This is a genomic window from Bradyrhizobium sp. CCBAU 11434, from assembly GCF_028128895.1.
GTDB lineage: Bacteria > Pseudomonadota > Alphaproteobacteria > Rhizobiales > Xanthobacteraceae > Bradyrhizobium > Bradyrhizobium zhengyangense.
Map to the genome: position 1 here is coordinate 882,671 of NZ_LBJX01000011.1, position 20,553 is coordinate 903,223.

The following is a 20,553-nucleotide window of genomic DNA, read 5'->3' on the forward strand; positions in this document are numbered from 1 at the left end:
TTCCTATCTTGGCTTGACATTCCGGCCCCGGACAGTGTCTACGGCCCCTTTCGGAGCATGGTCGGGAGCCAAGGCTCGGGCCGGACGTCATCGGCTGCCGGGTTCTCGTGGCACACGGGTTGAGCGATCCAGGGAGCGCGCCGATGACGGCAGCATTCACATTTCCGGGGCAGGGTTCCCAGGCGGTTGGCATGGGCAAGGCCCTTGCCGACGCTTTTCCGGCGGCGCGCGCCGTGTTCGACGAGGTCGACGCCGCGCTTGGAGAGAAGCTGACAGCGACCATCTGGGACGGCCCGGCCGAGACCCTTCAGCTCACCGAGAACGCGCAGCCGGCCCTGATGGCGGTGTCTGTAGCGACCCTGCGCGTGCTAGAGGCTGAAGCCGGATTTTCCGTGGGACGGGATGCTGCCTTCGTCGCTGGTCACTCGCTCGGCGAATATTCGGCGCTGGCTGCGGCCGGCAGCCTGACAATCTCTGATACCGCGCGGCTGCTTCGCACCCGCGGTCTCGCAATGCAAAAGGCCGTGCCAGTCGGCGCCGGTGCCATGGCCGCGCTGCTCGGCCTCGATTATGACGCGGCCATGGAGGTCGCCAAGGAGGCGGCGCAGGGCCAGGTCTGTCAGGCTGCCAATGACAATGGTGGGGGCCAGGTGGTCGTCTCCGGCGACAAGGCTGCGGTCGATCGCGCCGTCGAGATCGCCAAGACCAAGGGCGCCAAGCGCGCGATGCTGCTGCCGGTGTCCGCACCGTTCCATTGCAAGCTGATGCAGCCCGCGGCCGACGCGATGGCCGAAGCGCTGTCCAAGGTCACGATCAAGGCGCCGGCTGCGCCGCTGGTCTCGAATGTGCTGGCCCGCGCAATCATCGATCCCGACGAGATTCGCCGCCGGCTGGTCGAGCAGGTCACGGGCACGGTGCGCTGGCGCGAGTCGGTCGCCTATATGGCGGGGCAGGGCGTCACCCGTTTCTTCGAGATCGGTGCGGGCAAGGTGCTGACGGGGCTCGTCAAGCGCATTGCCGACGGTGCCGTCGGCGTTGCGGTCGGTGGTCCGAACGACATTGCCGCCGCCAGGGATGCATTGGCCGCCGCGAAGCAGGCTTAAGTTTACGCACGATCCGGAAAACCGCTGCACACTTTTCCGGATCGTGCTTCGAAGGAGTCTCTCAATGTTCGATCTGACTGGCCGAAAGGCGCTCGTCACCGGCGCGACCGGCGGCATCGGCGGCGCGATCGCGCAGGCGCTGCATGCGCAGGGCGCGACCGTCGCGATCTCAGGGACGCGCAAGGAAGTGCTGGATGAGCTTGCCGGCAAGCTCGGCGAGCGCAATCATGTGCTGCCCTGCAATCTCTCCAAGGCCGACGAAGTCGAAGCGCTGGTGCCGGCTGCGGAAGCCGCGATGGGGCAGGTGGACATTCTCATCGCCAACGCCGGTATCACGCGCGACAATCTGTTCGTTCAGCTGCGTGACGAGGATTGGGATGAGGTCATCAACGTCAACCTGACCGCGACCTTCCGCCTGGCGCGCGCCGCCACCAAATTGATGATGCGCAAGCGCTTCGGCCGCATCATTGCCATCACGTCGATTGTCGGCGTCACCGGCAATCCGGGGCAGGGCAACTACACCGCGTCGAAGGCCGGCCTGATCGGCATGATCAAGACGCTGGGCGCCGAATACGCCAAGCGCGGTGTCACCGCCAATTGCATCGCGCCCGGCTTCATCAAGACGCCGATGACGGATGCGCTCAACGACAAGCAGCGCGAGACCATCCTGGCCAAGGTTCCGGCTGCCCGTTTGGGCACGCCCGAGGATATCGCGGCCGCCGCGGTCTACCTGAGTTCGAACGAGGCTGCTTACGTCACCGGCCAGACCATCCACGTTAACGGTGGCATGGCCATGATCTGACGCGGCGTTCCGCACTGCCCACATGGACAGTGCGGATGCGGCAAACGGCCGTTTCCAGAGTGAATTGAGGCGTGTAGTCAAGGCAGTTGAAGTATGATAACCGGACCTTCAACGGATGGGCAAAGAACGCCATTGCAGGTTTTTGAAACCCTGTATATTGGCGATGCGGAGCCTTGGCCGTCGTTCGCCGGGCCTCTATCGGTTAAGATGGGGTCAAATCAAAGTTCGTAAGCGAAGGCAGTCAACGACCACGACGGCTCGTATCGTCCCGGGGGGTCGGGTCTACAGGGAACAACACGAGGTTATGCAATGAGTGACATTGGCGAACGGGTTAAGAAGATCGTGGTCGAACACCTTGGTGTTGAACCCGAGAAGGTTGTCGACGCAGCGAGCTTCATCGATGACCTCGGCGCCGACAGTCTGGACACCGTCGAGCTGGTGATGGCGTTCGAAGAAGAATTCGGTTGTGAGATTCCGGACGACGCCGCTGAGACGATTCTCACCGTCGGCGACGCCACGAAGTTTCTCGAGAAGAACGCGAAGAGCTAACGCTCTTCATTTTCGCGGGGACAACATTGAAACCGGACGGGCCGCTTCCCAGCGGCCAGCCGGTTTCTTGTTATTGGCCGTGAATCTTTCGATGCGGAGTTTTCGGATATGAGGCGGGTTGTCGTCACTGGTCTCGGCATGGTGTCGCCACTCGGCTGCGGCGTCGATGCCACCTGGAAACGCATTCTCAACGGCGAAAGCGGTGCGCGCAGGATCGAGAGCTTCGATGTCTCCGATCTGCAGACCAAATACGCCTGCACCGTCGTGCGCGGCGACGGCGGCAACGACAGCTTCAATCCCGACAAGTGGATGGAGCCGAAGGACCAGCGCAAGGTCGACGACTTCATCATCTTCGGCATGGCCGCGGCAGGCCAGGCGCTCGACGATGCCAACTGGCATCCCGAGACCGAAGAGGACAAATGCGCGACCGGCACCATGATCGGCTCGGGCATCGGCGGCCTCAACGGTATCGCCGACACCGCGATCCTCCTCAAGGAGCGGGGCCCTCGTAAGGTATCGCCGTTCTTCATACCCGGCCGCCTGATCAATCTCGCCTCCGGCTATGTGTCGATCAAGCATGGGCTGAAGGGCCCGAACCATTCGGTGGTCACGGCCTGCTCCACCGGCGCCCACGCCGTTGGCGATGCCGCCCGTCTGATCGCGCTCGGCGATGCCGACGTGATGGTCGCCGGTGGCGCCGAGTCGCCGATCAGCCGCATCGGCATCGCCGGCTTCAATGCCGCGCGCGCGTTGTCGACCGGCTTCAACGAGACGCCCGAGAAGGCCTCGCGTCCCTACGACAAGGATCGCGACGGTTTCGTGATGGGCGAGGGCGCTGGCGTCCTCGTCCTGGAGGAGCTCGAGCATGCCCGGCGCCGCGGCGCGAGGATCTATGCCGAGGTGATCGGCTACGGCCTGTCGGGTGACGCCTATCACATTACGTCGCCGTCACCCGATGGTGATGGCGGTTTCCGAAGCATGTCGGCCGCGCTCAAGCGCGCCGGCCTGACCGCGGCAGATCTCGACTACATCAACGCTCACGGCACCTCGACGCCGCTAGGCGACGAGATCGAGCTCGGTGCGGTGGAGCGTTTGCTCGGCAATGCCGCCTCCAAGGTGGCGATGTCCTCGACCAAATCGTCGACCGGCCATCTGCTCGGCGCGGCCGGCGCGATCGAGGCGATCTTCGCGATCCTCGCGATTCGCGATAATGTCGTGCCGCCGACCATTAACCTGGACAACCCGTCGGTGGAGACCGCGATCGATCTCGTGCCGCACAAGGCGAAGCAGCGCGAGGTGAACGTTGCGTTGTCGAACTCTTTCGGTTTCGGCGGTACCAATGCGTCGGTGATCGTCCGGCGTCTGGCCCAATAGTTTGCGTTTGAGACGAATCCACCGTTTTGCCGTATTCGGCGATAGTCATATCTGTGGGCGCGTGCATTTGGCTCGGCAAGCGATTGTCTGGCTGCGATTGAACCGGCAGGATTCAGGTTGCTTCGATGAGTGAAAGGCCGCCCATTTCGCCCCGGAGTCCGCGGGCAGCGCTCGAGCCGGAGCAGGTCCCGCCGCCGCCGAAGCGTTCGGAGCGGGCGCGCAATCCGTTCGTCGTGGTCGGCAACGCCATCATTACCTTGCTTCTGATCGGCATGATCGGCGCCGGCGCGGCCTATTATTACGGCCGGCAGGTGCTGGAGTCGCCGGGACCGCTGAAAGAAGACAAGGTCGTGAACATCCCGCAGCGTGCGGGCAAGCGCGACATCGCCGAGACCCTGAACAAGGAGGGCGTCACCGACGTCAACCCATGGGTGTTCATCGGCGCCGTGGCTGCGCTGAAGGCGAGCTCGGACCTGAAGCCCGGTGAATATTCGTTCCAGAAGAACGCGAGCTTGCGCGACGTCATTGGCACGATCGTCGAGGGCAAGGTGGTCCAGCACGCCGTCACGATTCCCGAAGGCCTGACCTCCGAGCAGATCGTGGCGCGGCTCACCGACAACGATATCTTCACCGGCAGCGTGCATGAGTTGCCGCGCGAAGGCACGCTGCTGCCCGAGACCTACAAGTTCCCGCGCGGGACCCCGCGTGACCAGGTGATCCAGCGCATGCAACAGGCGCACAAGCGCGTGCTCGCCGAGATCTGGGAGCGCCGCAGCCAGGACCTGCCGGTCAAGACTCCAGAGCAGCTGGTGACGCTGGCCTCGATCGTCGAGAAAGAGACCGGCAAGCCGGACGAGCGCAGCCGTGTGGCAGCCGTGTTCGTCAATCGCCTCAAGCAGAAGATCAAGCTGCAGTCCGACCCGACCATCATCTACGGCCTCGTCGGCGGCAAGGGCACGCTGGGACGTCCGATCAAGCGCAGCGAGATCACGCAGCCCTCGCCCTACAACACCTACGTGATCGAGGGCCTGCCGCCGGGCCCGATCTCCAATCCCGGTCGCGCCTCGCTCGAGGCCGCCGCCAACCCGGCCCGCACCCGCGACCTCTATTTCGTCGCCGACGGATCGGGAGGCCACGCCTTCACAGAGACCTACGACGCGCACCAGAGGAACGTCGCGAAACTCCGCGCGATGGAGAAGCAGATCCAGAACGACACGGTCGAGCCGGCCGACGATGCTCCCGCGCCGGCCACCGCTGCGCCGGCGGCCGCGGATACGGCACCCACCGCGACCACGCCGCCCAAGCCGACCCAGCAGAAGAAGCCGCCGGCGCGGCCGGGAGCGCCGGCCCGCCAGGGCGCGGTGCAGCCGTCACCGCCGGTGGTCCAGCGCTAGGCCTGCTCCCATCGGCGTCCCTGCAGACCTGCCTGCGGACTTTGCGGATTCCACTTTCCTGCAAAATAGTCTTAAGATTCGCGTGGCCTGATGGCCTTGCGAATCCCATGTATCTGGAGAATTTGACCTGATGGCGCTGTCGTCCATGACCGGCTTTGCCCGAAGCCACGGCGCAAGCGGGCCGTATACGTTCGAATGGGAGTTGAAGTCGGTCAACGCCAAGGGCTTTGACCTCAGGGTCCGGCTGCCGCAGGGATTCGACGAGCTCGAGGCCCACGCCAAGAAGCGCGCCGGCGAGCTGCTCTCGCGCGGCACCGTCTATGCCAATCTCAACGTCAAGCGCGCCAATGCGGCCGCCACCGTCCGCGTCAATGAGGACGTGCTCAACGCGGTGCTGAAGGCGGCCGCCGTCATCTCCGGCAAGATCGACGCCGTCGCGCCGAGCATCGACGGCCTTCTGGCCATCAAGGGTGTCGTCGAGGTCGCCGAGCCCGAGGGCGATGAGGAGGAAGACAAGGCCGCGCGCGCTGCCGCCGCCGACGCTTTCGACAAGGCGCTCGACGAGCTCGTGGCGATGCGCAAGCGCGAGGGCACCTCGCTCGGCCAGATCCTGACCCAGCGGGTCGACGAGGTCGAGCAACTCGCGAAGAAGGCGGAAAGCGCGCCCGGCCGCAAGCCGGAGGCGATCAAGGCGAAGCTCGCCGAGCAGATTGCCACGCTGCTCGACACATCAGACCGTTTCGATTCGGACCGCCTGATGCAGGAAGCGATCCTTATCGCCACAAAGGCCGACATCCGCGAGGAGCTCGACCGCATCGCATCCCACATCGCGCAGGCGCGCGAGCTGATCGGCAAGGGCGGCCCGATCGGCCGCAAGCTCGATTTCCTGGCGCAGGAGTTTCACCGCGAGGTCAACACCTGCTGCTCGAAGTCGAACGACATCGAGCTGACTAATACCGGGCTCGCCATGAAGAACGTGGTCGAGCAATTCCGCGAACAGGTCCAGAATCTGGAGTGATCGATGACGACGGGGCACGGCACTGACGGGGTCGAGCGGCGCGGATTGATGTTCGTGCTGTCTTCGCCATCGGGGGCGGGCAAGACGACGCTGTCGCGCATGCTGATCGACCGTATGCCGGGCCTTCGCATGTCGGTGTCCGCGACCACACGCGCGATGCGGCCCGGCGAGGTCGACGGCCGAGATTATCTGTTCGTCGACAAGGCCAAGTTCGACGCCATGGTGAAGGGCGACGAGCTCCTGGAATGGGCCAACGTGTTCGACAACAGCTACGGCACGCCGCGCGCGCCCGTCGAGACCGCGCTGTCGGCGGGGCAGGACGTGCTGTTCGACATCGATTGGCAAGGAACCCAGCAATTGCGCGAAAAAGCGCGCGCCGACGTCGTCAGCGTCTTCATCCTGCCGCCGTCGGCCGGCGACCTCGAGAAGCGGCTGCATTCGCGCGCGCAGGATTCCGACGAGGTCATCCGCAAGCGCATGAGCCGCGCCAGCCATGAGATGAGCCACTGGGCCGAGTACGACTACATCGTCATCAATCACAACGTCGATGACGCCTTCGCCGAGGTGCAGTCGATCCTGAAGGCCGAGCGCCTCAAGCGCGAGCGGCGGACCGGCCTCGTGAGCTTCGTGCGAGGGCTGCAAGGTCAGCTTCAAGGCTAGGCTCGATTCTCGGCTGCGTCAGCCGCGGCCCCTCGTTCGCCAGCCGTTCCAGCATCGCCGTGATGACGTCGACGTCGACGGCATTGTCGTCGCGCGCATGGTCCTCGTGCGCGTCCGCGTCGTGGACGTGCTCCTGATGCGCGTTCACATCGTGATCGGTCGTTTCTTCGCCATGGCCGTCGTCTTGGCCGTCGGCCGCGAGAGACGCTGTCGCCTCGATCTCGAACTCGCCGTCGAAATAGTCGATCTCGGTCTTCTCGGGCTCCGCGGCCGCGAGCGCAAGGGGACGGCTTTGCGCTGCGATCCGGCGGATTTCGTCGGTGAATGCGGCGATCTGCGGCGGCTCCGGACGCACAGCGTCGAAGTCCACCGGAAGCGGCCGCTCTGCGCGCGGCGCCGCGTGCCAGGGCGCGCGGCTGTTGCCATCATCCTGCCTGTCCCAATTCACGCGGCGATCGGCCGTCTGCACGCGCGCTCGGCCACCGGCGAAGCGATAGATTACGCTGGCGATGAGGCCGGCGAGCGCGAGCGCTCCGACGATCACGAGCAGCAATGTCGGGAGCGACCCCGTCGGCTTGTCAGCATTGTCGGCCGAGGCGGGCGCCACCGGGGCAGGGGATGCCGGCGGCTGCGCGCTCGGCTGGTCGATTGCTGGCGCGGGTGCCGCTGCCAGCTCCGGCGCGGCGGCTGCCGTCATGGTATCAGGCCAACGCGTGGCGACGGCCGGCTGCTGCGTTTCGCCGCTGCTGGTGGGCGCGGGCTGAGTTGCCTTCGGCGCGGTCGCGGGCGCTGCTTGCGCGGGCGTTCCCTGCGGCACGATATATTCGGCGCGCGCATTCTGCACCGATTGCGGTGGCGATGAATCCGGTTGCGCCGAACCTTCAGCGGTCTGCGCGGTGGTTGTGGCCTTAGCGCCCTCGGCACGCAGATACCAACACTGCCGCTTGGTCCCGCGTTCCACGCGATAGTGCCAGTGCTGTCCCTGCGGCGCTGTGCCCTTCGGCGAGCCGAGACAGTCGCTCGCGGCATTCGCCGTGCTTGCAGCGGCAGGGGCGCTTGGCGCATTCTGTGAGACAGCGGCCAATGGTGCGCCGGCAATAATGCTGCCGACCAGCGCGGATAGAAACTTTGCGGTGCGGTTGCCCATCCTGGTCTCCCGATTACGCATGACGCAACTCGTTACCTTCCCTTTCTCAACAAAGAGTTAGGTGGCAATGAGCCGCAAATCCGGAGAGGATGTGGCTTGAATCGGGCCTGCGCGGCGTTCGTTCCACCGCGAATTCAGGCTTTTTGCCGGCGCTATTGCTTGCTCGCGGTCCAGGTTCCCGAGCAGCCGTCGGAGCGGCGGAACGTGCCGGAACCGCTGCGCCCGGACAGGCGGCCGGCGCCGGTATAGGTGATGCCGCCTTCACCATGCCCGAACGTGTGCACCGCGCCGTTCGGGCTGACGGTCCCGCTGACGCCTTCGGCGATCACACGGCCCGAGGTCACGACGGTCGCGCCGCTGACCGTGCCGCCACAGCCGACGCTGGTGACGGACCAGGCGCCGTCGAAGCTGCCTCCGCCACCGCCTCCACCACCGCGCCGTGACGACGAGCGGGGTTCGTCTGCGGCCGGTTTGCTCCGGCGTGCCGACGGCGCGGGTTCGGCGGAGCGGCCGGGCGCACTGTCCTGGCGCGAGCCGGACAGGGACTTCTCGTCATTGCCAATCGAGCCGCCGGCGCTGCCGGATTGCGCGAATGTGGCTGTCGAGGCGAGGGTGACGATGAGCGAGGTGAGCGCAAAGGCGCGGGCGAAGTTCGTCATGAGCAACCAATCCACATTATGAAAATCAACGACCGGAGCCGTCGGCGCAGACGGCCCCAATAATGCGGCAAGCTTTGCCAGCCTTTCCGCAATCGTCAAGCGCTGCGTCCTTCGCGCGCTGGACGCTGTCGCGCTGGACCAGCGACCAGGATTTGTCCGAGATTGCGAACGCGCCACAGCTCTTGCCGTAGAAGGAGAGCTCGATCGCACATTTGGCACCGGCGCAATTGCCGCGCGCATCCGCCACCGCCGCGCGCCGCGAGGCGTGATTCCACGAGATGCCCCATTTGTTGCTGTCGGGCCCGTAGACGATCGAGCCCCACGGCTTGAGATCCTCCATCTTGCGCATCCGCAGCAGCAGGCCCTCGGTCGCTTCGCCTGTTGGTGCCATGGCAATGCGCTGTTGAAGTTTCGTGATGGCGCGCGTCAATCCGTCGGGCGTGTCAGGATCGAAATTGAGCTCGTAGAGCCGCTCGTTCAACTCGCTGAGCAACGCGGCATCGCGCAACGGAACGCGGTCGGGGTCGGCACGGAGGCGCTCCGACGACAGTGGATCGGGCTGCATCGCCGCGACCTGTGGTGGCGCGGTTTGCGTCGGTGGCACGAAGTAGAACGTGCCGTCGATTGGCGAGGACGAGACCCAGGGTTGCTGCGCGCCTGCGGTGGCGCGCTTCACGGCAAGCCCGACCTGGTTGAAGGTCTGGAATACGTCGAGGCCTGCGGTGCGGACGGTCGCGGCGAGTGCCTTGGTGTAGGGGCTGTGACCGTCGCTGCCGTCCTGGGCGACATTGCCGGGCTGTGTCGCGTAGGAGATCAGCGTGCCCTCGGGCGCGCGCATCTGCGCAAGGCCCCCTTCGGAGGAACGTAGGCCGCGCGAGCCGAAGGGATTGTTGCGGCAGGCATCGAGAATGACAAGGTTGAGCCGCGTGCCGGAGCCCTGCATCTGCCGCAGCACGAGGTTGACGTCGGTCATCTGGAAATCGACGTCGGCCTCGCGTGTCGGATTGGCGCCGACCGGGACGAGGTAGTTGGAGCCGGCTACCTGTACGCCGTGGCCGGCATAATAGAACAGCGCAACGTCAGCGCCCTGCACCTGCTTCCCAAAGCTCTGCACAGCGATGTCCATCGCGGCCTTGTCGAGATCGAGCTGGGCGTGGCCGCCGACCAGCGCGAAGCCGAGCGAGCCAAGCGTGTCGGCCATCAGCGTCGCGTCCTTGGACGGATTGTCGAGCGGCGTGATGTTCTTGTAGGCGGAGTTGCCGACGACCAGCGCGATGCGCTTCTCGGCCGATGCCGGCTGCGCGGCAACAAGCGTGGCTGCGATGAGCGCCGCCAGCGTCAGGACGCGATTGAAAATCCTCGCGTGCATGAAAGCCCCCAAATCAATGCCGACAATCTACCAGCCGGGCGCGCTCGCGAAAAGCGGTGTGCGACATTCCGTGCGGCAGCGAGCCTTCCAGGCCTCGCGGCCGGGAAGGGCAGGACACATCCATCTCGCGGCGGCTTTTGCCCGAGGCTTGCTTTGTGACTTCGCCCGATGGAGGCCAAAGCGATACACTTTTGCCCCCGTCGCACCGGCAGGGCCGAAGGGGGTCTATCTCCACACACTCGCCAGCTTCAGCGCCAACATGCCGAGCACGCCGCCAATCAATCCCACCATCACGTAGGATTGCGCGAACACGCCGGTTTGAATGAAGACCTGGCACGCGATCGCAAAGCAGATCGCGGTGACAAGGAGGCAGGCGCAGCCGGCGATGATCGCGAGATAGCGGATCGCGATTGCAACGGGCTTAGCGACAGGCCTGGCGGAGGATGCGGGATCGGTCATGCAGAAAGACTAACATGTGGCGGACGGCGCGCTGCTTCGCCGTCACGCACGGGCAAGAGCATCACTTGCTTGCGCAGCAATCGACCAGCAGGCGCCAGATGCGCTGGATCTCGATGGACCTCTGCATCTCGAGTACGTGGTTCTCGCTGGCGTGGGGGGAGGGAGCTACGACGTGGAATTCGCGCGGCGCGATCCAGCGTTCGGAGATCGGATCGTACCATTTGCCGGGGGTCATCAAGTTCGTATCTCCTCTTTAATCCCCCTGGTTTCTGCGCCTAGCCCATGCGCCGGTTGCTGGTGTTCTGGGTGAGGTTGCCGTGGGCAGCCTGCTCACGGATGTTCTGTTTCTCGTCGTCGCGATGGCCTTTGGTCGTGTCGACAGGAACTGTCGGCGCGCTGCCGGCGCCCTTGTGGCTCTGGTTCTCGTTGGGAACAGGTTGCACGGTTTTTGTCAGCGGCTTCGTCATGCAAATCGGACTCCGTTATTGCCTTGACGAGTGGTGAACGCGCTGGACGCACACGGCGTTCCAAGCTCGGGTCTGAAGTGATCGCAACGCGAACGCAGATCAACTGGCGCACTGGTCTTACGGGAAATTGAAAGAGATTGATGTCGGGCGCCGCCGCGCAAGCATTGTTGCCTGTCCGCCACGCTTCGAACTCTGTTCTTGACCGGAGAACACCGGATATTTCGAAAACGGAACACCCGCTCTGTGCAACAGTGAACACAGCGTATGCGCAGGTGACCCGCTACCCCAGGCGGGCCTCGCGCGCCGCCGACTGGCGGTTCGCGCGCCGGTAGGCCTCGATCGCCCGGTTGGCGAGCATCAGCGGCCGGCGCTCGCCGGTCCTGAGTTGCGCCTCGATCGCATCGAGAATGATGTCCGCGGACGCATCAGGCGGCCCGAGCTCGCCGGTCTTCTCAAGGAAGCTCCAGGCGATGAAGAATGCGCTCTCGACCGTACAGCGAATGGACATGCGCTGCCAACGCGGTGCAACCAAAGCCGTTCCGGGCGCGGCGGCGAGACGTGCATCCCGCCGCCGACCGATACTCAGTTCTTCAGCACGATACGGCCGACCACCTTGCCAGCGCGCAATTCGTCGATCCACTTCTGGACGTCGCCCATCGGCTCTTCGCGCATCGGCGTCGGCTTGATCTTGCCGGCGCGGGCGAGCGCCATCAGCTCATGCGCCTCGGCAAGCGTGCCGACCATGAAACCCTCGACCGTGAGGCGCTTGTAGACCCATTGCACCATCGGCAGCGTGAACTGGCCGCCCATCAGGCCTGAGATCACGACCTTGCCGCCGCGCGCGGCGACCGCGACCGCAAACGCCATCGATTTTTCGTTGCCGGCGAAGTCGACCACCTCGTCGAAGCCGCCGTCGGTCTCCTTCAGGATACGCTTGATCACGTCGGGCTCGGACGGGTCATAGGCGACCGCAGCCCCGTTCTTCAGCGCGGTCTCGCGCGCGGCTGGCGACAGATCGGCAACCGTGATCGGCTGCTTGAACATCGCCTGCGCGAACGACAGGCCCATCATGCCGACGCCGCCAAGACCGATCAGCAGCAGATTGCGTTGGCGCGGACGATCGACCAGGCGCTTGAGCGCGCCGTAGGCGGTGACGCCGGAGCACATCAAGGTCGCAGCCTGGTTGACCGGCAAGGGATCGTAGTCGAGCAGATATTTTGCGTCGGGCACCAGCACGTGGGTGGCGAAGCCGCCGTCGATGGAGACGCCGAGGAAGCGCTGCTTGGCGCAAAGATTCTCGTCGCCGTTCTTGCAGTCGCGGCACTGGCCGCAGCCGATCCAGGGAAACACCGCCTTCTTCGAACCGACGAGGCTTGCGGGCACATCAGGGCCGACTTCGTCGACGACGCCGGCGATCTCATGGCCGAGGGTGAAGGGCAGCGTCATGCCGCGCGTGGTGTCGAGCTTCTTGCCGCCGCCGAGATCGGCATAGCCGTCCTGGATGTGCAGGTCGGAATGGCAGAGGCCGCAGCGCTCGATGCGCACCAGCACCTCGGCAGCTTTGGGCTTGGGCGTATCGACGATGGTCTCGCACAGGGGCGCATCGAACTTGACCAGCGACTGCCGACGCATCAACGCCATTTTTCTTCCTCCGGAATTCTTGTTACCCAGCTTCGCTGCGTATATCCGCCAATTCACGCGCCATGGCAACAAAGCCGGAGATGGGGATCGTCTCGGCGCGCCGCGTCGCATCGACACCGGCGGCAGCAGCAAGCCGCGCAGGATCCGCTTGAAGCGATTTCAGGCTCTGCCGCAGCATTTTCCGGCGCTGTCCGAAGGCCGCGGCTGCGACCTGCTCGAGCAACTTGCGATCGCACGGCAGAGGCTCGTGGCGCGGCACCAGCCGCACGACGGAGGAGGTGACTTTCGGCGGCGGCACGAAGGCGGACGGCGCAATGTCGAACAGGATCTTTGTTTCGCAGCGCCAGTTGGCGAGCACGCCGAGCCGGCCGTAGGCGTCCTCGTCCTCGCGCGCGACGATGCGCTCGCCGACCTCGCGCTGAAACATCAGCACCATCATGTCGTACCAGGGCGGCCAGGGTTCGATGGTGAGCCAGTTGATCAGAAGCTGGGTCGCGATGTTGTAGGGGAGATTGGCGACGATCTTGGCGCGCTCGCCGCCGAGCAGCGGTCGCGGGTCGAAGGTCATGGCATCGCCATGCACGATCTCGAGCCTGTCAGGGTAGCGCGCGGAAATATCCTGCAAGGCAGGAATGGCGCGCTCGTCATGCTCGATGGCAATGACGCGCTTGGCGCCGAGCGCGAGCAGCGCGCGGGTCAGTCCACCGGGGCCGGGGCCGATCTCGACAATGGTGCTCTCTTCAAGCGGCGCAGCCGCGCGGGCGATGCGCGCGGTAAGGTTGAGATCGAGCAGAAAATTCTGACCCAGCGATTTGCGGGCCGACAGCGCGTGCTGGCGAATGACCTCGCGCAGCGGCGGGAGGTCGTCGATCGCGCTCATCAGCTGTTTGCAGCCGCCATGCGGCTGGCAAGCTTCAGCGCGGCGATCAGGCTCGCCGGGTTGGCCTTGCCGGTGCCGGCGATGTCGAAGGCGGTGCCGTGATCCGGCGAGGTACGGATGAAGGGCAGGCCGAGCGTGACGTTGACCGCGTCGTCGAACGCCACGGTCTTGATCGGGATCAGCGCCTGGTCGTGATACATGCAGACGGCGCAGTCATAGCTGGTGCGCGCGGCTTCATGGAACATGGTGTCGGCGGGCAGCGGCCCCCTGGCGTCGATACCGTCGTTGCGCAGCACCTTGAGCGCCGGCGCGATCACGGTCTGCTCCTCGTGGCCGAGCGAGCCGTCCTCGCCGGCATGCGGATTGAGTCCGGAGATCGCAATGCGCGGTCGGGCAATGCCGAAACGGGATTTCAGCTCGGTCGCAACGATGCGCACGGTCGAGACAATGAGATCGCTCGTGAGCTGGGTGAGGGCATCGCGCAATGACACGTGGATCGTCACCGGCACCACGGCGAGTCGCGGCGACCACAGCATCATCACCGGCTGCGGCACGCGTCCGTCCGCTTCGGCGAGCTCTGCGAGGAATTCGGTGTGACCGGGATGGCGGAAGCCGGCTCGGTAGAGCACGCTCTTGGCAATGGGATTGGTGACGACGGCGCTGGCGTGGCCCGCCCGCACGTCGGCGACCGCTTCGCGGATCGAGGCGAGCGCGGCCGGTGCGCTCGAGGCGTCGGGCTTGCCGGGCTCTGCGGTCGCGTGCTCTCCGGTCGCAACAACGGGCAGGGCGTCGGCAAAGGCGGCCTCGGTCTCGCCTGGGCTCACCGAGGCGATCGCGATGTCGGTGCCGAGCCCCTTGCCCAGTGTCTTGGCGCGCCGGGCGATGAACGCCTCGTCGCCGCGCAAGTAAAAGGCGGGCAGGCCGAGCTCGCGGCGCCTCAGCCAGGCGGCGATGGTGATGTCGGGGCCGATGCCGGCGGGTTCTCCCAGCGTGAGCGCGAGGGGCTTTGTAGGAGCGGCCATCAGCGGTTGCGATATTCGATCATCGCCGCTTTGCGGAGTTCGTCGAGATAGGCCTTCTGGGTCTTCTCGTATTTCTCCACGTACATCTTGTCGCGGATCTCACGCTTCTTCGGCGTATCGATGGTGGTCGGCTTGCGGTCGCACAGCACCACCATTTCGATACCTGCCTTGGTCACCTCGGGCGCGGTCAGATGACCGATCGGGGTGTCGTCGAGCACCTTGCGCAGCGCCTCCGGCAGATCTGCCGTGGTCTTGGTGACGCTCTCGCGGATGGTGGCGTTCGGCGTCGCGCGGAACAGCGAATTGGCTTCCTCGCAGCTCCCGATGCGCGCGCGATAGGTCTCGGCTTCCTTCATCCGCGACTCCTGCAAGCCCGCAGACGAGCCGCGCGGCACGATCAGCACGATCGGCTGCATCTTGTATTCGGTGCCCTCGATCTGGAGCTTCTCGGTGCCGCCTTCGCGCACCTTGTCGGCGACGTCCTTCTCGCCGACGATCAGCTTCTCCTTGAACCGGCCGCGCACGAGGCTGGTCCAGACCATCTCGGACTTCATGCGGCTCTTGAGGACGTCGGGACGTATGCCCTTGACCTCGAGCGACTTCGTGAGCTGATCGGGCGAGATGCGCATGCGCTGCGCCATACCCTCGTAGGACTGGTTGACGTCGGCGGCGGTGGGATCGACGCCGTATTTCTTGCCTTCCTTGATCTTGATCTTGTCGTCGATCAGCGTGTTGATGACGTCCTGCCGGCTCGGCGTCTTCTGCGTTGTCAGCGTGTCGAGCTTGGAGCGCTGCTCGATGTCGAAATCGGTGATGGGATCACCGTTGACCATTACCACGATGTTTTGCGCCCGGGCCGGCGCGCCGGCGAGCACGAGCATGGCGACCAGCAAGGCGCCGAGAGCAGGAGGGAGGAGGCGGAACACAGGCAAGGAGGTCGTCATGGTTGTCGCTCGCATGTCAGCCGAAATGATCCTGCGATAGGGATCGCGCGGCCGGCATTTTGGACGGGTTCACTGGATGCCGGCGGAACTGCTGGCCCCCGTCGAGGTCGCCAGCGTGCGCAAGCCGATCTGGAACATGAACGCGTGGCTCAGCACGGGCGGCGTGGTGCCCGCGGAGTAGGCATACGAAGTTACATAGTTCGCCGCCAGCACGAAGCAATCGTCGACATAGCCGGCGCCGAGCACATATTGGTTGATCTTGTTGGCCTGGAGATCCCAGCGCGCCGAGCCCGTCACCACCCAGTTGGTCGCGACCTTAATCGAGCCCGTCGTCAGGATGCCCTCGCGCCGGGTCAGGTAGCCGAGCTCAGGCTGGGCGGCGTAATTGCCGTACAGCATGCTGACCGACCAGCGATTGAAATTGGCGCGGCCTTCCGCCTCGAAGCGCTGGAAGTTCCAGGTCTGCTCGTCCATGCGGGAGCGGACGCTGAACGTATAGGTGCTGTTCGGCGAATAGCTGGCGCTGGCCACGTAATCCGAGCGCGGCTTGTCCAGGCCGGAATTGATTCCGGTGTTGATGGAGTCCTGCACCGCGAAGGAGTTCATGCCGAACAGCTGGTAGGACTGGCCGAACAGCACCTTGATCGCGCCACCCCTGTCGAACTGCGTGGTCGACTGCACGCCGACATTGGCGCGGCCGCCGCCCTCGACGCGGTCATAGCCGGAGAACTTGTCGACACTGAACAGGTTCGAGGCGTCGAACACCATGCTCTGCGCGTCCTCGTTCGGAAGCTTGCCGGCATAGGTCTCGTTTGGACGGATAATGACCTGGGCGATCGGCTCGATGGTGGTCGAGCCCCAGGGCTGAACGTTGATGAAGGGATAGCGGTATTCGAGGCCGACGGTCGGCATCAGGCGGAATGCCTGGGTGTCGCCGACGGGCAGGTAGTTCGCCACGCCCGGCTGGTTCGAAACCTCGGAGTTGATCGCGTCGGCGCGCAGGATCGCGAACGGCGTCCAGATCTCGCCGAAGGGATCGGTGTAGGACTTGCGCCATTGCGCCTCCGCCGACAGGCGGGTGTAGGTGCCGGGGAAGCCGCGCAGCAGGCACTGCGCCGGCGTGCGCGCGAGCGGATCGGCCGAGAGCATCGTGCACAGGCTGTTGGTATTGGCCAACGTCGTGATCGGATCGAACGTCGCGTCGTTACGCGTCAGATTGACGAAATTCGTCTTGTAGGAGACCTCGCCTCCGAAGATCGGATAATTGAGCACGTTCGAGTAGTCGATCACGGGATAGACGACCGGGACCTGCTGCTGGTTGCCCGAGAAGCTCAGGAAGTACATCGTGCGGGCATCGAAGAAGCTGCGATTGCCGACGCCGGTCAGATAGAGCTGCGAAATCGCTTCCGTCGGCAGATTCAGGAACGATCCGAGCGGATCGCGATAGGCCGACAGGCGGTAGTCCGACATGAAATAGTAATCGGACAATAGGACGCCGTCCCAGCCCCAGACCCATTTGTCGTTCAGAGCGAACTGGCCCTTGGTCTCGACGCCGCCACGGAACTGGCGGTCGCCGGGCTGGCCGACGAAATGGCCCGGATCGAGCTGGTCGATGCCGTAGACGCGAACCTGGTAGGCGCCGTCCTGCAGGCGCTGGCGGAACTCGGCCTGGAACAGCACGCCCTGCCTGGAGGTGATGCGCGGGTTGAAGGTTGCGTCCATATCGGGCGCGATCGCCCAATAGAACGGGACTTCGACCCCGTAGCCAAACGCCGTGTAGGAGGTGAAGCCCGGCATCAGGAAACCGGTCTTGCGCTTCACGGTCGGGTCTGGCGTTGAGAAGTAGGGCATGTAGGCGAGCGGCACGCCGAAGAATTCGAGCTGCGCCGTCTCGAAATACAGCATCTTCTCCTGCTGGTCGTGGATGATGCGGGCACCCTTGACCTGCCAGAGCGGCGGCTTCTTCGGATCGTCCCGGCACGGCGCGCAGGCCGTGTAAACGCCGTTCTCGAACACGGTGTAATTGCCCGAGGAGCGGTCGGCGCGGGTTGCGGCCATGCGGGTCTGATCTTCGGTGTCCACGCGTAGCGAATCGACGAAACCGTCGCGGTAGTCGTCGGACAGGTCCATCATCTCGGCATAGGTGATCTTGCCGTCGGCATCCGTCATGCGGATGTTGCCCTCGGCATGCAGCCGCTTGGTCTTCTGGTCGTAGATGACCCTGTCGGCCTCGACGCTGGTGCCATTGTAGAACAGCTGGACGTTGCCGACCGCCGAGACGCGCGAATTGTTGTAGTCGTAGTCGACCTCGGTCGCCTGCACGAGCATCTGGCCGTCATTGGCGGCCCGCGGCGGCTTCGGACGCGGCGGCAGCGGATTATAGGTGAAGCTCTGCGCGGCCGCAGGCGTCACCGCGGCATCCATCATCCCGGCGAGCGAGGCGACGGCAATAGCGGCGAGCACGAGCTTGCGGATTGACAAGCCGCCTCCGTTCGCGCGCACCACGTTGCGCTGCGCCCAGCCAGCCGGATGTCCTCGGCGGACGGCCGTCACTATCCGTCCTCCTGATACAGCAAGGCCAAAAAGCCGGTGAGGCCGCCCACCACTACGGGCAACCACGCCGCAGCGATCGGATGCATCAACTCAGCCTTGCTCAAGTCTTCAGTCACTTTCGACAGAACGTAGAGCAGAAAGCCTGCGCCCACGCCACTCAAAACCATCTTCTGTACGCCACCCATCCGGAAGAAGCGCAACGACACAGAGGCCGCGAGCATCACCATGGCGGCGAGCAAAAACGGCTGTGCCAGCAATTTGTGATACTGGAGTCGATAGCCGGCTGTCGCGAAGCCCGAGCTCTCGGACGAGCGGATGTAGCTCGGTAGTTGCCAAAAGGACACAGTCTCGGGTGTGGAAAAGCTGTTGCGGACCTGCGCCTCGGTCAGCGTCGTCGGAATCTCCAGGCTAGCCTGGTCGACCGGCGGGGCGTCGAGCGTGAAGCGGCGCACGCCCTTGAACAGCCAATGGCCGGACTCGAGCGTCGCCTCGCGCGCCTCGATCCGCTCCTTGAAGTGCTGATCTGTGTCAAACCGGAACAGCGTAAGGCCCGTGAGCCGGATGCCCTGCTGCTCGCTGCGTGCGGCGTTGATGATGGTCTGGCCGTCGTTGGTCACCTGGTTGAGCCAGAAGCCCGAGGCGTCCTGGATGCCGCCGCCGGGCGCCGAGCCGAGCAGCTCGGCTTCCATGCGCTTGGACAGTTCGCGCAAATTGGCCGACATCGGATTGTAGGCGACCGTGGCGAGCACGCCGATCAGCAGCGCGCTGCCGAGCGCCGGCGAGATGAACTGCCAGGCCGAGATGCCGGCCGCGCGCGCCACCACGAGCTCGAGCCGGCGGGAGAGGGCGAGATAGCAGGTCATGGCGCCGATCAGCATGCAGAACGGCGTCAGCTTCTCCAGCAATTGCGGCACCCGGAACAACGAGGTCTCGGCCACCATGATCGCGGAGGCGGAGGCGAGCCCTGAAGTCTTGCGCACCATCTCGATGTAATCGACCAGCACCAGCAGCAGGAAAATGCTCGCGAACACGCCGAGTGCGGCGACCACGAAGCGGCCGGCGAAATAGCGCCCGAGCGTGTTGGTGAGCATGCTCATGCGGCGGCCGGCCGTCCGAACAGCCGCGCGATCCGCGCGTTCGACCTGTTGATGGCCTCCAGCAGGCCGGGCGGCGGCTCGACCACGATGCCGCCGACGATCATCCACATGCCGGTGCCGATCGCGACCACCAGCATTGCATATTGCACGCCGGCGACGAATGGCGTCTTCACGGCCATCACGGAGCAGGCAAAGCCGGCCATGCGCAGCCCAAACACCGCGAGCACCGAACCGCCGATCGAGAAGTTGCGGCTCTGCCGCGTCGTGCGCGGCGCGCCGAGGAAGGCGAAGGTCAGCGCCGCAAAGGCGAACGGGTAGAGCGGCGCCATCAGGCGATCATGCAGCTCCGACCAGAACTGGCCGGGGACCGCCTTGTAGACGGGATCGTCCTGGGACGGCGTGAACAGCTCCCAAAGATAGCGCTCGCGAATGCCGAGGGTGACGTCGTGGCCCTGATTGCCGAACTTCGACATGTCGAAGCCGTAGCGGCCGAATGCCACCAGCGCGGGGTCGCGCTTGCCGGCCTCGAAGCGCTGGAGATTGCCGTCCTTGAGCACCAGGAACGATCCGTTCTCGTTCTTCACGACCTCGCCATGCTCGGCGACGATCGAGACGCGCTCGTTGGGATCGCGGCGGTCGTCGATGAAGATGCCGGCTAGGATCCCGCCGGGCAGCCGCTCGCGGATGCGGATCGTGAGGTTCTTGTCCAGCTGGGCGAAGCGGCCGGGCTGCAGGATGTTGGTGAGCACGTCGGCGGTGATCTCGGCGTCCCATTGCTTGATCCGCCGCATGCCGTCGGGGGCGAGGTAGGCCGCGATGAAGGCCACCAGCAGCGCCACCACGCAGGTGGCGTAGAAGAACGGATAGAACAGCCGGAACGGCGAGAAGCCGGCGGCATTCATCACGATGATCTCGGAATCGGTCGCGAGCTTGTTCAACGTGTGCGAGATCGCGATCATCAGCGCGATCGGCGAGATGATCAGCACCAGCGCCGGGATCACGAGGCTGGTGATGCCGAGGAAGGTCATGATGGTCTGACCCTGGCTCGTCATCAGGTCGATGCCGCGCAACGCCTGCGTAATCCAGATCACGCCGGTGAGGCTGACCAGGACCAGCGCAAACGACGCCAGCGTCGTGCGGAAAATATACCTGTCAATCGACCCCATGCGCTACCGCACGAATCCCACCAAAGCCCCAACGCGCGCACCGGAATTCCGGCTGTTCGACCAATCCCCTGACGGGGATCCCCGAGGTCGCCCAACCGGCTCTTCCGGCAGCTTACTTTCTCACTACCATCCCTTTGATCCGTCAACAAAATGGCTGACCCGTGGCACCGTCAATATATGGTTAATATTTCCCTTGATGTGACCTCCACGCCACGGGCGGTGCTTGGCATCGACCGCCGATCTCGCCCA

At 64.8% G+C, this 20,553-nt stretch carries 21 protein-coding genes; 7 read left to right on the forward strand and 14 right to left on the reverse strand.

The genetic code is table 11. The features are described 5' to 3' along the window. Positions 1–143: 143 nt before the first annotated feature. The 7 genes from fabD to gmk all read left to right on the forward strand — a co-directional run bounded on the left by fabD (position 144) and on the right by gmk (position 6,900). Positions 144–1,103 (forward strand): ACP S-malonyltransferase, encoded by a 960-nt coding sequence (gene fabD, locus XI06_RS11650; protein WP_271605349.1) that lies wholly within the window; start codon positions 144–146, stop codon positions 1,101–1,103. A 64-nt stretch (positions 1,104–1,167) separates the two neighbouring features. After that, positions 1,168–1,905, forward strand: a complete 738-nt coding sequence (fabG, locus tag XI06_RS11655) for a 3-oxoacyl-[acyl-carrier-protein] reductase (protein ID WP_271605350.1) — start codon at positions 1,168–1,170, stop codon at positions 1,903–1,905. Positions 1,906–2,214: 309 nt separating this feature from the next. Then, positions 2,215–2,454 (forward strand): acyl carrier protein, encoded by a 240-nt coding sequence (locus XI06_RS11660; protein WP_008130699.1) that lies wholly within the window; start codon positions 2,215–2,217, stop codon positions 2,452–2,454. A gap of 108 nt (positions 2,455–2,562) precedes the next feature. Further along, the gene (gene fabF / locus XI06_RS11665) at positions 2,563–3,828 is read left to right on the forward strand and encodes a beta-ketoacyl-ACP synthase II (RefSeq protein WP_271605351.1); all 1,266 of its coding nucleotides are present in this window, start codon (positions 2,563–2,565) and stop codon (positions 3,826–3,828) included. Between the two features lie 125 nt (positions 3,829–3,953). Then, the gene (gene mltG / locus XI06_RS11670; protein WP_237858340.1) at positions 3,954–5,222 is read left to right on the forward strand and encodes an endolytic transglycosylase MltG; all 1,269 of its coding nucleotides are present in this window, start codon (positions 3,954–3,956) and stop codon (positions 5,220–5,222) included. Between the two features lie 130 nt (positions 5,223–5,352). Continuing rightward, positions 5,353–6,240 carry a YicC/YloC family endoribonuclease gene (locus tag XI06_RS11675; protein WP_237858339.1) on the forward strand — a complete coding sequence of 296 codons (888 nt, stop codon included), beginning with the start codon at positions 5,353–5,355 and terminating at the stop codon, positions 6,238–6,240. Positions 6,241–6,243: 3 nt separating this feature from the next. After that, complete coding sequence (gene gmk, locus XI06_RS11680; RefSeq protein WP_237891267.1) at positions 6,244–6,900, forward strand: guanylate kinase; 657 nt, start codon at positions 6,244–6,246, stop codon at positions 6,898–6,900. Here gmk and XI06_RS11685 read toward each other — a convergent pair. The 14 genes from XI06_RS11685 to lptF form a co-directional block, all read right to left on the reverse strand. Continuing rightward, on the reverse strand, positions 6,833–8,047 hold the full coding sequence (locus XI06_RS11685; protein ID WP_271605352.1) for a hypothetical protein: 1,215 nt from the start codon (positions 8,045–8,047) through the stop codon (positions 6,833–6,835). The two genes, gmk and XI06_RS11685, sit on opposite strands and share 68 nt — an antisense overlap. Before the next feature lie 152 nt (positions 8,048–8,199). Further along, positions 8,200–8,706, reverse strand: a complete 507-nt coding sequence (locus XI06_RS11690; protein WP_237858333.1) for a hypothetical protein — start codon at positions 8,704–8,706, stop codon at positions 8,200–8,202. A gap of 25 nt (positions 8,707–8,731) precedes the next feature. Further along, positions 8,732–10,075 (reverse strand): caspase family protein, encoded by a 1,344-nt coding sequence (locus XI06_RS11695; RefSeq protein WP_271605353.1) that lies wholly within the window; start codon positions 10,073–10,075, stop codon positions 8,732–8,734. 225 nt (positions 10,076–10,300) lie between these two features. Beyond that, positions 10,301–10,534, reverse strand: coding sequence for a hypothetical protein (locus XI06_RS11700; RefSeq protein WP_237891265.1), 234 nt, complete (start codon positions 10,532–10,534; stop codon positions 10,301–10,303). Between the two features lie 61 nt (positions 10,535–10,595). Then, the gene (locus tag XI06_RS11705) at positions 10,596–10,769 is read right to left on the reverse strand and encodes a hypothetical protein (RefSeq protein WP_237858329.1); all 174 of its coding nucleotides are present in this window, start codon (positions 10,767–10,769) and stop codon (positions 10,596–10,598) included. Between the two features lie 40 nt (positions 10,770–10,809). Next, entirely contained in the window at positions 10,810–11,001 is a 192-nt protein-coding gene (locus XI06_RS11710) for a hypothetical protein (protein ID WP_237891264.1), read from the reverse strand. Between the two features lie 280 nt (positions 11,002–11,281). Further along, a complete protein-coding gene (locus tag XI06_RS11715) occupies positions 11,282–11,509 on the reverse strand; it encodes a hypothetical protein (protein WP_237858325.1) in 228 nt (75 codons plus the stop codon). A 74-nt stretch (positions 11,510–11,583) separates the two neighbouring features. Further along, a complete protein-coding gene (locus XI06_RS11720; protein ID WP_271605354.1) occupies positions 11,584–12,642 on the reverse strand; it encodes an alcohol dehydrogenase in 1,059 nt (352 codons plus the stop codon). Between the two features lie 22 nt (positions 12,643–12,664). Continuing rightward, positions 12,665–13,522, reverse strand: coding sequence for a 16S rRNA (adenine(1518)-N(6)/adenine(1519)-N(6))-dimethyltransferase RsmA (gene rsmA, locus XI06_RS11725; protein WP_237869391.1), 858 nt, complete (start codon positions 13,520–13,522; stop codon positions 12,665–12,667). Then, the gene (pdxA, locus tag XI06_RS11730; protein WP_271605355.1) at positions 13,522–14,544 is read right to left on the reverse strand and encodes a 4-hydroxythreonine-4-phosphate dehydrogenase PdxA; all 1,023 of its coding nucleotides are present in this window, start codon (positions 14,542–14,544) and stop codon (positions 13,522–13,524) included. The genes rsmA and pdxA overlap by 1 nt, the downstream gene beginning before the upstream one ends. Then, positions 14,544–15,488, reverse strand: coding sequence for a SurA N-terminal domain-containing protein (locus tag XI06_RS11735; protein ID WP_237858317.1), 945 nt, complete (start codon positions 15,486–15,488; stop codon positions 14,544–14,546). Before XI06_RS11735 ends, pdxA begins: the two co-directional genes overlap by 1 nt. A 69-nt stretch (positions 15,489–15,557) precedes the next feature. Beyond that, positions 15,558–18,041, reverse strand: a complete 2,484-nt coding sequence (locus XI06_RS11740) for an LPS-assembly protein LptD (RefSeq protein WP_237858315.1) — start codon at positions 18,039–18,041, stop codon at positions 15,558–15,560. Next, positions 18,041–19,138 (reverse strand): LPS export ABC transporter permease LptG, encoded by a 1,098-nt coding sequence (gene lptG / locus XI06_RS11745; RefSeq protein ID WP_271605356.1) that lies wholly within the window; start codon positions 19,136–19,138, stop codon positions 18,041–18,043. Before lptG ends, XI06_RS11740 begins: the two co-directional genes overlap by 1 nt. Then, a complete protein-coding gene (gene lptF, locus XI06_RS11750; RefSeq protein ID WP_237858311.1) occupies positions 19,135–20,304 on the reverse strand; it encodes an LPS export ABC transporter permease LptF in 1,170 nt (389 codons plus the stop codon). The genes lptG and lptF overlap by 4 nt, the downstream gene beginning before the upstream one ends. Between the last annotated feature and the right edge of the window lie 249 nt (positions 20,305–20,553).